The organism is Metabacillus litoralis (assembly GCF_003667825.1).
Lineage (GTDB): Bacteria > Bacillota > Bacilli > Bacillales > Bacillaceae > Metabacillus > Metabacillus litoralis_B.
Genome location: NZ_CP033043.1, coordinates 4,255,716 through 4,268,615 on the forward strand (window position 1 = coordinate 4,255,716; position 12,900 = coordinate 4,268,615).

Here is a 12,900-nt window from a genome sequence, read left to right on the forward strand (position 1 = left end):
TATAGATAGGAGTGTTAGTATGAGTCAGGAAGAAATGAATCAAGAAGAATTGAGTGACCAACTCAAAGTTAGACGTGAGAAATTACATAATTTAAGAGAAAAAGGGTTAGATCCATTCGGTAAGCGATTTGAAAGAACACATCAAACGGAAGATATCATTGCTAACTACGAAGGATTAGAAAAAGAAGAACTAGATGAAAAAGAAGTAACAGTTACAATAGCGGGAAGAATTATGACGAAGCGTGGTAAAGGTAAAGCAGGCTTTGCTCATATCCAAGACTTATCAGGTCAAATTCAAATCTATGTTCGAAAAGATGCAGTTGGTGAAGAAGCATATGAGATTTTCAACACGGCTGATCTAGGAGATATTATTGGAATAACGGGTGTAGTATTTAAAACTAAGGTTGGCGAGCTATCGATTAAAGTGAAATCGTTCGAATTGCTGACAAAAGCATTACGTCCACTACCGGATAAATTCCATGGTTTAAAAGATATTGAACAACGTTACCGTCAAAGATATGTAGATTTAATCATGAGTCCTGAAAGCAAGAAAACATTTATTACACGTAGTAAAATTATTCAAGCAATGCGACGTTATTTAGATGACCAAGGATATTTAGAAGTTGAAACGCCAACTATGCACTCTATCCCAGGTGGTGCCTCTGCACGCCCGTTTATTACACACCATAACGCATTAGATATGCCGTTATACATGCGTATCGCTATCGAATTGCATCTAAAGCGTTTAATCGTAGGTGGATTAGAAAAAGTTTATGAAATCGGTCGTGTGTTCAGGAATGAGGGAATATCTACTCGTCATAACCCTGAATTTACAATGATTGAACTTTACGAGGCTTATGCTGATTATCAAGATATCATGACATTAACTGAGAATGTCATAGCTCATTGTGCAAAAGAAGTCTTAGGAACAACAACTGTACAATATGGAGAGTATGAAGTAAATCTCGAACCAAAATGGACAAGACTTCATATGGTAGATGCCATTAAAGAACATACGGGTGCTGACTTCTGGAAGGAAATGACGATTGAAGAAGCTAGAAGTCTTGCAAAAGAACATAATGTAGAGATTGCTGAACATATGCAATATGGTCACATTGTAAATGAATTCTTTGAACAGAAAGTAGAGGAGAAACTAATTCAACCTACTTTCATTTACGGTCACCCGGTTGAAATCTCTCCTTTAGCTAAGAAAAACGATGATGATGATCGTTTCACTGACCGTTTTGAGTTGTTTATCGTTGCTCGTGAACATGCAAATGCCTTCACAGAGCTGAATGATCCAATTGACCAAAAGGAAAGATTTGAAGCACAACTTAAAGAGCGTGAGCAAGGTAATGATGAGGCTCATATGATGGATGAAGACTTTATTGAAGCTCTAGAATATGGAATGCCTCCAACTGGTGGATTAGGAATTGGAATTGATCGTTTAGTAATGCTTTTAACGAACTCTCCTTCTATTCGTGATGTATTGCTATTCCCGCAAATGAGACATCGTTAAGAAAGAACCCCTGCAAAAAACGCAGGGGTTTAAATTTTTCAAAAAAGTACTTGCGTAAGTTTGTTTACGATGGTATATTAGAATACGTTGCTGCGAAACAGGCAGATAACACATAAATAACAAATAAAAAAACTGTTGACTTTAAGTTTTGAAGTTTGTTATAATATAAAAGTTGTTGTTAAACAATGATCTTTGAAAACTAAACAAAACCAAGCGTGCCAACGTTAATTTTTATTAACAAAAAAACGTACTATATAGTACAAATTTTATGAGCTACATCAACTCTTTATTGGAGAGTTTGATCCTGGCTCAGGACGAACGCTGGCGGCGTGCCTAATACATGCAAGTCGAGCGAACCAATGGGAGCTTGCTCCCTGAGGTTAGCGGCGGACGGGTGAGTAACACGTGGGTAACCTGCCTGTAAGATTGGGATAACTCCGGGAAACCGGAGCTAATACCGGATAACATTTTGAACCGCATGGTTCAAAGTTGAAAGACGGCTTTTAGCTGTCACTTACAGATGGACCCGCGGCGCATTAGCTAGTTGGTGAGGTAACGGCTCACCAAGGCGACGATGCGTAGCCGACCTGAGAGGGTGATCGGCCACACTGGGACTGAGACACGGCCCAGACTCCTACGGGAGGCAGCAGTAGGGAATCTTCCGCAATGGACGAAAGTCTGACGGAGCAACGCCGCGTGAACGATGAAGGCCTTCGGGTCGTAAAGTTCTGTTGTTAGGGAAGAACAAGTACCAGAGTAACTGCTGGTACCTTGACGGTACCTAACCAGAAAGCCACGGCTAACTACGTGCCAGCAGCCGCGGTAATACGTAGGTGGCAAGCGTTGTCCGGAATTATTGGGCGTAAAGCGCGCGCAGGCGGTTTCTTAAGTCTGATGTGAAAGCCCACGGCTCAACCGTGGAGGGTCATTGGAAACTGGGGAACTTGAGTGCAGAAGAGGAGAGTGGAATTCCACGTGTAGCGGTGAAATGCGTAGAGATGTGGAGGAACACCAGTGGCGAAGGCGACTCTCTGGTCTGTAACTGACGCTGAGGCGCGAAAGCGTGGGGAGCGAACAGGATTAGATACCCTGGTAGTCCACGCCGTAAACGATGAGTGCTAAGTGTTAGAGGGTTTCCGCCCTTTAGTGCTGCAGCAAACGCATTAAGCACTCCGCCTGGGGAGTACGGTCGCAAGACTGAAACTCAAAGGAATTGACGGGGGCCCGCACAAGCGGTGGAGCATGTGGTTTAATTCGAAGCAACGCGAAGAACCTTACCAGGTCTTGACATCCTTCGCTACTTCTAGAGATAGAAGGTTCCCCTTCGGGGGACGAAGTGACAGGTGGTGCATGGTTGTCGTCAGCTCGTGTCGTGAGATGTTGGGTTAAGTCCCGCAACGAGCGCAACCCTTGATCTTAGTTGCCAGCATTCAGTTGGGCACTCTAAGGTGACTGCCGGTGACAAACCGGAGGAAGGTGGGGATGACGTCAAATCATCATGCCCCTTATGACCTGGGCTACACACGTGCTACAATGGATGGTACAAAGGGCTGCAAGACCGCGAGGTCAAGCCAATCCCATAAAACCATTCTCAGTTCGGATTGCAGGCTGCAACTCGCCTGCATGAAGCCGGAATCGCTAGTAATCGCGGATCAGCATGCCGCGGTGAATACGTTCCCGGGCCTTGTACACACCGCCCGTCACACCACGAGAGTTTGTAACACCCGAAGTCGGTGGGGTAACCGTAAGGAGCCAGCCGCCTAAGGTGGGACAGATGATTGGGGTGAAGTCGTAACAAGGTAGCCGTATCGGAAGGTGCGGCTGGATCACCTCCTTTCTAAGGAAAATGAGGCACGCTTGGTATTTTGTTTAGTTTTGAGAGATCATTATGATCTTTCTTTACTATGTTCCTTGAAAACTAGATAACGAAAACAATTCAAGTAATTCACTGAGTTTAAACGCTTAGTTTAGTGATTCTCTTAATAATTGATTTAAAAGACATCTTTGATGTCAAAGGTTAAGTTGTTAAGGGCGCACGGTGGATGCCTTGGCACTAGGAGCCGATGAAGGACGGTACTAACACCGATATGCTTCGGGGAGCTGTAAGTAAGCTTTGATCCGGAGATTTCCGAATGGGGAAACCCACTGCTCGTAATGGAGTAGTATCTTCACCTGAATTCATAGGGTGATGATGGCAGACCCGGGGAACTGAAACATCTAAGTACCCGGAGGAAGAGAAAGCAAACGCGATTTCCTGAGTAGCGGCGAGCGAAACGGAAGAAGCCCAAACCAAGAGGCTTGCCTCTTGGGGTTGTAGGACACTCTATACGGAGTTACAAAGGAACGGAGTAAATGAAGAGGTCTGGAAAGGCCCGTCAAAGAAGGTAACAACCCTGTAGTTGAAACTTCGTTCCCTCCAGAGTGGATCCTGAGTACGGCGGGACACGTGAAATCCCGTCGGAAGCAGGGAGGACCATCTCCCAAGGCTAAATACTCCCTAGTGACCGATAGTGAACCAGTACCGTGAGGGAAAGGTGAAAAGCACCCCGGAAGGGGAGTGAAAGAGATCCTGAAACCGTGTGCCTACAAGTAGTCAAAGCCCGTTAATGGGTAATGGCGTGCCTTTTGTAGAATGAACCGGCGAGTTACGATCCCGTGCAAGGTTAAGTTGATAAGACGGAGCCGCAGCGAAAGCGAGTCTGAATAGGGCGAAAGAGTACGTGGTCGTAGACCCGAAACCAGGTGATCTACCCATGTCCAGGGTGAAGTTCAGGTAACACTGAATGGAGGCCCGAACCCACGCACGTTGAAAAGTGCGGGGATGAGGTGTGGGTAGCGGAGAAATTCCAATCGAACTTGGAGATAGCTGGTTCTCTCCGAAATAGCTTTAGGGCTAGCCTTGAAATGAGAGTCTTGGAGGTAGAGCACTGATTGGACTAGGGGCCCCCATCGGGTTACCGAATTCAGTCAAACTCCGAATGCCAAAGACTTATGTTCAGGAGTCAGACTGCGAGTGATAAGATCCGTAGTCAAGAGGGAAACAGCCCAGACCACCAGCTAAGGTCCCAAAGTATACGTTAAGTGGAAAAGGATGTGGAGTTGCTTAGACAACCAGGATGTTGGCTTAGAAGCAGCCACCATTTAAAGAGTGCGTAATAGCTCACTGGTCGAGTGACTCTGCGCCGAAAATGTACCGGGGCTAAACGTATCACCGAAGCTGTGGACTGTTCTTACGAACAGTGGTAGGAGAGCGTTCTAAGGGCTGTGAAGCCAGACCGTAAGGACTGGTGGAGCGCTTAGAAGTGAGAATGCCGGTATGAGTAGCGAAAGAGGGGTGAGAATCCCCTCCACCGAATGCCTAAGGTTTCCTGAGGAAGGCTCGTCCGCTCAGGGTAAGTCGGGACCTAAGCCGAGGCCGAAAGGCGTAGGCGATGGACAACAGGTTGAAATTCCTGTACCACCTCCTCACCGTTTGAGCAATGGGGGGACGCAGAAGGATAGGGTAAGCGCGCTGTTGGATATGCGCGTCCAAGCAGTTAGGCTGACAATGAGGCAAATCCCGTTGTCGTGAAGGCTGAGCTGTGATGGCGAGGGAATTATAGTACCGAAGTTCCTGATTCCACACTGCCAAGAAAAGCCTCTAGCGAGGTGAGAGGTGCCCGTACCGCAAACCGACACAGGTAGGCGAGGAGAGAATCCTAAGGTGAGCGAGAGAACTCTCGTTAAGGAACTCGGCAAAATGACCCCGTAACTTCGGGAGAAGGGGTGCTTTTTAGGGTGAATAGCCCGGAAAAGCCGCAGTGAATAGGCCCAGGCGACTGTTTAGCAAAAACACAGGTCTCTGCGAAGCCGCAAGGCGAAGTATAGGGGCTGACGCCTGCCCGGTGCTGGAAGGTTAAGGGGAGAGGTTAGCGCAAGCGAAGCTTTGAACCGAAGCCCCAGTAAACGGCGGCCGTAACTATAACGGTCCTAAGGTAGCGAAATTCCTTGTCGGGTAAGTTCCGACCCGCACGAAAGGCGTAACGATCTGGGCACTGTCTCAACGAGAGACTCGGTGAAATTATAGTACCTGTGAAGATGCAGGTTACCCGCGACAGGACGGAAAGACCCCGTGGAGCTTTACTGTAGCCTGATATTGAATTTTGGTACAGCTTGTACAGGATAGGTAGGAGCCTGAGAAGCCGGAGCGCTAGCTTCGGTGGAGGCGTCGGTGGGATACTACCCTGGCTGTATTGAAATTCTAACCCACAGCCCTGATCGGGCTGGGAGACAGTGTCAGGTGGGCAGTTTGACTGGGGCGGTCGCCTCCTAAAATGTAACGGAGGCGCCCAAAGGTTCCCTCAGAATGGTTGGAAATCATTCGTAGAGTGTAAAGGCACAAGGGAGCTTGACTGCGAGACCTACAAGTCGAGCAGGGACGAAAGTCGGGCTTAGTGATCCGGTGGTTCCGCATGGAAGGGCCATCGCTCAACGGATAAAAGCTACCCCGGGGATAACAGGCTTATCTCCCCCAAGAGTCCACATCGACGGGGAGGTTTGGCACCTCGATGTCGGCTCATCGCATCCTGGGGCTGTAGTCGGTCCCAAGGGTTGGGCTGTTCGCCCATTAAAGCGGTACGCGAGCTGGGTTCAGAACGTCGTGAGACAGTTCGGTCCCTATCCGTCGTGGGCGTAGGAAATTTGAGAGGAGCTGTCCTTAGTACGAGAGGACCGGGATGGACGCACCGCTGGTGTACCAGTTGTCTTGCCAAAGGCATAGCTGGGTAGCTATGTGCGGAAGGGATAAGTGCTGAAAGCATCTAAGCATGAAGCCCCCCTCAAGATGAGATTTCCCATAGCATTAGCTAGTAAGATCCCTGAAAGATGATCAGGTTGATAGGTCAGAGGTGGAAGCGCGGTGACGTGTGGAGCTGACTGATACTAATCGATCGAGGACTTAACCTAATAAAAGCGTAAGCTTAGTGAAGTTGAATTGTGAATCGTTATCTAGTTTTGAAGGAATATATTTTCTTCAAAAAAATATATTGATTTTTCGACAGAATATTATATAATAGTTTTTGTCGCTAAAATTTAATGAGATATCTGGTAATGATGGCGAAGAGGTCACACCCGTTCCCATGCCGAACACGGAAGTTAAGCTCTTCAGCGCCGATGGTAGTTGGGGGTTTCCCCCTGTGAGAGTAGGACGTTGCCAGGTATAATGGAGGATTAGCTCAGCTGGGAGAGCACCTGCCTTACAAGCAGGGGGTCGGCGGTTCGATCCCGTCATCCTCCACCATAGTTTTTTCACGCTAGTGAAAATAACTCACCATTTACACATTTATAATAATGCCGGTGTAGCTCAACTGGTAGAGCAACTGACTTGTAATCAGTAGGTTGGGGGTTCAAGTCCTCTCGCCGGCACCACTCATTTTAATAATAATAACTCATTATAAAATGAGCCATTAGCTCAGTTGGTAGAGCATCTGACTTTTAATCAGAGGGTCGAAGGTTCGAGTCCTTCATGGCTCACCATTTAACACACCTTGCGGGTGTGGCGGAATTGGCAGACGCGCTAGACTTAGGATCTAGTGTCTTTATGACGTGGGGGTTCAAGTCCCTTCACCCGCACCATTATTTTTACGATAATAAGATTACTCATTTAATATGCGGAAGTAGTTCAGTGGTAGAACACCACCTTGCCAAGGTGGGGGTCGCGGGTTCGAATCCCGTCTTCCGCTCCAATAGTAAGTGCCGGGGTGGCGGAACTGGCAGACGCACAGGACTTAAAATCCTGCGGTAGGTGACTACCGTACCGGTTCGATTCCGGTCCTCGGCACCATAGTTTTTTCGCGCTAGCGAAAATAACTTACCTTAATTTTTATAGATTAATTTAGATTACTAGCGCCCGTAGCTCAATTGGATAGAGCGTTTGACTACGGATCAAAAGGTTAGGGGTTCGACTCCTCTCGGGCGCGCCATATTCGGGAAGTAGCTCAGCTTGGTAGAGCACTTGGTTTGGGACCAAGGGGTCGCAGGTTCGAATCCTGTCTTCCCGACCATTAACTAAATTATGGGGCCTTAGCTCAGCTGGGAGAGCGCCTGCTTTGCACGCAGGAGGTCAGCGGTTCGATCCCGCTAGGCTCCACCAAAACTTTTTGAAATAATGTCTTGCTTTTCTCGAATGAGAATGATATTATAAGAAAGTTATTGTAAAACAATGATCTTTGAAAACTAAACAAAACCAAGCGTGCCAACGTTAATTTTTATTAACAAAAAAAACGTACTATATAGTACAAACTTTATGAGCTACATCAACTCTTTATTGGAGAGTTTGATCCTGGCTCAGGACGAACGCTGGCGGCGTGCCTAATACATGCAAGTCGAGCGAACCAATGGGAGCTTGCTCCCTGAGGTTAGCGGCGGACGGGTGAGTAACACGTGGGTAACCTGCCTGTAAGATTGGGATAACTCCGGGAAACCGGAGCTAATACCGGATAACATTTTGAACCGCATGGTTCAAGATTGAAAGACGGCTTTTAGCTGTCACTTACAGATGGACCCGCGGCGCATTAGCTAGTTGGTGAGGTAACGGCTCACCAAGGCGACGATGCGTAGCCGACCTGAGAGGGTGATCGGCCACACTGGGACTGAGACACGGCCCAGACTCCTACGGGAGGCAGCAGTAGGGAATCTTCCGCAATGGACGAAAGTCTGACGGAGCAACGCCGCGTGAACGATGAAGGCCTTCGGGTCGTAAAGTTCTGTTGTTAGGGAAGAACAAGTACCAGAGTAACTGCTGGTACCTTGACGGTACCTAACCAGAAAGCCACGGCTAACTACGTGCCAGCAGCCGCGGTAATACGTAGGTGGCAAGCGTTGTCCGGAATTATTGGGCGTAAAGCGCGCGCAGGCGGTTTCTTAAGTCTGATGTGAAAGCCCACGGCTCAACCGTGGAGGGTCATTGGAAACTGGGGAACTTGAGTGCAGAAGAGGAGAGTGGAATTCCACGTGTAGCGGTGAAATGCGTAGAGATGTGGAGGAACACCAGTGGCGAAGGCGACTCTCTGGTCTGTAACTGACGCTGAGGCGCGAAAGCGTGGGGAGCGAACAGGATTAGATACCCTGGTAGTCCACGCCGTAAACGATGAGTGCTAAGTGTTAGAGGGTTTCCGCCCTTTAGTGCTGCAGCAAACGCATTAAGCACTCCGCCTGGGGAGTACGGTCGCAAGACTGAAACTCAAAGGAATTGACGGGGGCCCGCACAAGCGGTGGAGCATGTGGTTTAATTCGAAGCAACGCGAAGAACCTTACCAGGTCTTGACATCCTTCGCTACTTCTAGAGATAGAAGGTTCCCCTTCGGGGGACGAAGTGACAGGTGGTGCATGGTTGTCGTCAGCTCGTGTCGTGAGATGTTGGGTTAAGTCCCGCAACGAGCGCAACCCTTGATCTTAGTTGCCAGCATTCAGTTGGGCACTCTAAGGTGACTGCCGGTGACAAACCGGAGGAAGGTGGGGATGACGTCAAATCATCATGCCCCTTATGACCTGGGCTACACACGTGCTACAATGGATGGTACAAAGGGCTGCAAGACCGCGAGGTCAAGCCAATCCCATAAAACCATTCTCAGTTCGGATTGCAGGCTGCAACTCGCCTGCATGAAGCCGGAATCGCTAGTAATCGCGGATCAGCATGCCGCGGTGAATACGTTCCCGGGCCTTGTACACACCGCCCGTCACACCACGAGAGTTTGTAACACCCGAAGTCGGTGGGGTAACCGTAAGGAGCCAGCCGCCTAAGGTGGGACAGATGATTGGGGTGAAGTCGTAACAAGGTAGCCGTATCGGAAGGTGCGGCTGGATCACCTCCTTTCTAAGGAAAATGAGGCACGCTTGGTATTTTGTTTAGTTTTGAGAGATCATAATGATCTTTCTATATAAGTAAGACTCAATACATAGGAGTCTAAATGCAAAGTGCATTTGAACATCCTGTGTTTTATGTTCCTTGAAAACTAGATAACGAAAACAATTCAAGTAATTCACTGAGTTTAAACGCTTAGTTTAGTGATTCTCTTAATAATTGATTTAAACGACATCTTTGATGTCAAAGGTTAAGTTGTTAAGGGCGCACGGTGGATGCCTTGGCACTAGGAGCCGATGAAGGACGGTACTAACACCGATATGCTTCGGGGAGCTGTAAGTAAGCTTTGATCCGGAGATTTCCGAATGGGGAAACCCACTGCTCGTAATGGAGTAGTATCTTCACCTGAATTCATAGGGTGATGATGGCAGACCCGGGGAACTGAAACATCTAAGTACCCGGAGGAAGAGAAAGCAAACGCGATTTCCTGAGTAGCGGCGAGCGAAACGGAAGAAGCCCAAACTAAGAGGCTTGCCTCTTGGGGTTGTAGGACACTCTATACGGAGTTACAAAGGAACGGAGTAAATGAAGAGGTCTGGAAAGGCCCGTCAAAGAAGGTAACAACCCTGTAGTTGAAACTTCGTTCCCTCCAGAGTGGATCCTGAGTACGGCGGGACACGTGAAATCCCGTCGGAAGCAGGGAGGACCATCTCCCAAGGCTAAATACTCCCTAGTGACCGATAGTGAACCAGTACCGTGAGGGAAAGGTGAAAAGCACCCCGGAAGGGGAGTGAAAGAGATCCTGAAACCGTGTGCCTACAAGTAGTCAAAGCCCGTTAATGGGTAATGGCGTGCCTTTTGTAGAATGAACCGGCGAGTTACGATCCCGTGCAAGGTTAAGTTGATAAGACGGAGCCGCAGCGAAAGCGAGTCTGAATAGGGCGAAAGAGTACGTGGTCGTAGACCCGAAACCAGGTGATCTACCCATGTCCAGGGTGAAGTTCAGGTAACACTGAATGGAGGCCCGAACCCACGCACGTTGAAAAGTGCGGGGATGAGGTGTGGGTAGCGGAGAAATTCCAATCGAACTTGGAGATAGCTGGTTCTCTCCGAAATAGCTTTAGGGCTAGCCTTGAAATGAGAGTCTTGGAGGTAGAGCACTGATTGGACTAGGGGCCCCCATCGGGTTACCGAATTCAGTCAAACTCCGAATGCCAAAGACTTATGTTCAGGAGTCAGACTGCGAGTGATAAGATCCGTAGTCAAGAGGGAAACAGCCCAGACCACCAGCTAAGGTCCCAAAGTATACGTTAAGTGGAAAAGGATGTGGAGTTGCTTAGACAACCAGGATGTTGGCTTAGAAGCAGCCACCATTTAAAGAGTGCGTAATAGCTCACTGGTCGAGTGGCTCTGCGCCGAAAATGTACCGGGGCTAAACGTATCACCGAAGCTGTGGACTGTTCTTACGAACAGTGGTAGGAGAGCGTTCTAAGGGCTGTGAAGCCAGACCGTAAGGACTGGTGGAGCGCTTAGAAGTGAGAATGCCGGTATGAGTAGCGAAAGAGGGGTGAGAATCCCCTCCACCGAATGCCTAAGGTTTCCTGAGGAAGGCTCGTCCGCTCAGGGTAAGTCGGGACCTAAGCCGAGGCCGAAAGGCGTAGGCGATGGACAACAGGTTGAAATTCCTGTACCACCTCCTCACCGTTTGAGCAATGGGGGGACGCAGAAGGATAGGGTAAGCGCGCTGTTGGATATGCGCGTCCAAGCAGTTAGGCTGACAATGAGGCAAATCCCGTTGTCGTGAAGGCTGAGCTGTGATGGCGAGGGAATTATAGTACCGAAGTTCCTGATTCCACACTGCCAAGAAAAGCCTCTAGCGAGGTGAGAGGTGCCCGTACCGCAAACCGACACAGGTAGGCGAGGAGAGAATCCTAAGGTGAGCGAGAGAACTCTCGTTAAGGAACTCGGCAAAATGACCCCGTAACTTCGGGAGAAGGGGTGCTTTTTAGGGTGAATAGCCCGGAAAAGCCGCAGTGAATAGGCCCAGGCGACTGTTTAGCAAAAACACAGGTCTCTGCGAAGCCGCAAGGCGAAGTATAGGGGCTGACGCCTGCCCGGTGCTGGAAGGTTAAGGGGAGAGGTTAGCGCAAGCGAAGCTTTGAACCGAAGCCCCAGTAAACGGCGGCCGTAACTATAACGGTCCTAAGGTAGCGAAATTCCTTGTCGGGTAAGTTCCGACCCGCACGAAAGGCGTAACGATCTGGGCACTGTCTCAACGAGAGACTCGGTGAAATTATAGTACCTGTGAAGATGCAGGTTACCCGCGACAGGACGGAAAGACCCCGTGGAGCTTTACTGTAGCCTGATATTGAATTTTGGTACAGCTTGTACAGGATAGGTAGGAGCCTGAGAAGCCGGAGCGCTAGCTTCGGTGGAGGCGTCGGTGGGATACTACCCTGGCTGTATTGAAATTCTAACCCACAGCCCTGATCGGGCTGGGAGACAGTGTCAGGTGGGCAGTTTGACTGGGGCGGTCGCCTCCTAAAATGTAACGGAGGCGCCCAAAGGTTCCCTCAGAATGGTTGGAAATCATTCGTAGAGTGTAAAGGCACAAGGGAGCTTGACTGCGAGACCTACAAGTCGAGCAGGGACGAAAGTCGGGCTTAGTGATCCGGTGGTTCCGCATGGAAGGGCCATCGCTCAACGGATAAAAGCTACCCCGGGGATAACAGGCTTATCTCCCCCAAGAGTCCACATCGACGGGGAGGTTTGGCACCTCGATGTCGGCTCATCGCATCCTGGGGCTGTAGTCGGTCCCAAGGGTTGGGCTGTTCGCCCATTAAAGCGGTACGCGAGCTGGGTTCAGAACGTCGTGAGACAGTTCGGTCCCTATCCGTCGTGGGCGTAGGAAATTTGAGAGGAGCTGTCCTTAGTACGAGAGGACCGGGATGGACGCACCGCTGGTGTACCAGTTGTCTTGCCAAAGGCATAGCTGGGTAGCTATGTGCGGAAGGGATAAGTGCTGAAAGCATCTAAGCATGAAGCCCCCCTCAAGATGAGATTTCCCATCACATTAGTGAGTAAGATCCCTGAAAGATGATCAGGTTGATAGGTCAGAGGTGGAAGCGCGGTGACGTGTGGAGCTGACTGATACTAATCGATCGAGGACTTAACCTAATAAAAGCGTAAGCTTAGTGAAGTTGAATTGTGAATCGTTATCTAGTTTTGAAGGAATATCCTTCAAACTAAATATTATTTGGTGATGATGGCGAAGAGGTCACACCCGTTCCCATGCCGAACACGGAAGTTAAGCTCTTCAGCGCCGATGGTAGTTGGGGGTTTCCCCCTGTGAGAGTAGGACGTCGCCAAGTAAGATGAGAAAAGATCAGTAGAGATGCTGGTCTTTTTCTGTGAAAATAAATTAAAGGTTTAAACTTGATCGCATTTGATTAAGCTATAGATAATTAAATTTGGCAATAGGAAAGCAGAGCTACCGTACTTTACGGTTTCTCGTTTAACTTTTCTATTTTTTGTCTATAAT

At 48.8% G+C, this 12,900-nt stretch carries 1 protein-coding gene, 9 tRNA genes and 6 rRNA genes; all 16 read left to right on the forward strand.

Annotated elements, in window-relative coordinates:
• Positions 1 to 19 precede the first annotated feature (19 nt).
• The 16 genes from lysS to rrf (D9842_RS20810) all read left to right on the forward strand — a co-directional run bounded on the left by lysS (position 20) and on the right by rrf (D9842_RS20810) (position 12,730).
• On the forward strand, positions 20 to 1,519 hold the full coding sequence (lysS, locus tag D9842_RS20735) for a lysine--tRNA ligase (protein ID WP_162987522.1): 1,500 nt from the start codon (positions 20 to 22) through the stop codon (positions 1,517 to 1,519).
• A 286-nt stretch (positions 1,520 to 1,805) separates the two neighbouring features.
• Positions 1,806 to 3,356, forward strand: a 16S ribosomal RNA gene (locus D9842_RS20740).
• Between the two features lie 178 nt (positions 3,357 to 3,534).
• Positions 3,535 to 6,463: ribosomal RNA gene (locus D9842_RS20745) — 23S ribosomal RNA — on the forward strand.
• A gap of 137 nt (positions 6,464 to 6,600) precedes the next feature.
• Positions 6,601 to 6,716: ribosomal RNA gene (gene rrf / locus D9842_RS20750) — 5S ribosomal RNA — on the forward strand.
• Between the two features lie 5 nt (positions 6,717 to 6,721).
• Positions 6,722 to 6,797: transfer RNA gene (locus D9842_RS20755), tRNA-Val, on the forward strand.
• 52 nt (positions 6,798 to 6,849) lie between these two features.
• A tRNA-Thr gene (locus D9842_RS20760) sits at positions 6,850 to 6,925 on the forward strand.
• Positions 6,926 to 6,957: 32 nt separating this feature from the next.
• Positions 6,958 to 7,033 (forward strand) — tRNA-Lys (locus tag D9842_RS20765).
• Between the two features lie 13 nt (positions 7,034 to 7,046).
• A tRNA-Leu gene (locus tag D9842_RS20770) sits at positions 7,047 to 7,132 on the forward strand.
• Positions 7,133 to 7,167: 35 nt separating this feature from the next.
• Positions 7,168 to 7,242, forward strand: a tRNA-Gly gene (locus D9842_RS20775).
• 9 nt (positions 7,243 to 7,251) lie between these two features.
• Positions 7,252 to 7,340, forward strand: a tRNA-Leu gene (locus D9842_RS20780).
• Positions 7,341 to 7,402: 62 nt separating this feature from the next.
• Positions 7,403 to 7,479: transfer RNA gene (locus tag D9842_RS20785), tRNA-Arg, on the forward strand.
• Between the two features lie 4 nt (positions 7,480 to 7,483).
• Positions 7,484 to 7,560, forward strand: a tRNA-Pro gene (locus D9842_RS20790).
• A 13-nt stretch (positions 7,561 to 7,573) separates the two neighbouring features.
• A tRNA-Ala gene (locus D9842_RS20795) sits at positions 7,574 to 7,649 on the forward strand.
• 171 nt (positions 7,650 to 7,820) lie between these two features.
• Positions 7,821 to 9,371 (forward strand): 16S ribosomal RNA (locus D9842_RS20800).
• Between the two features lie 236 nt (positions 9,372 to 9,607).
• Positions 9,608 to 12,536 (forward strand): 23S ribosomal RNA (locus tag D9842_RS20805).
• Between the two features lie 78 nt (positions 12,537 to 12,614).
• A 5S ribosomal RNA gene (gene rrf / locus D9842_RS20810) occupies positions 12,615 to 12,730 on the forward strand.
• Together the 16S, 23S and 5S rRNA genes with 9 tRNA genes alongside form the textbook arrangement of a ribosomal RNA operon.
• Positions 12,731 to 12,900 lie beyond the last annotated feature (170 nt).

Coding starts and splice junctions, on each gene's coding strand:
- lysS (WP_162987522.1), top strand. CDS start 20: ATGAGTCAGGAAGAAATGAATCAAGAAGAATTGAGTGACCAACTCAAA.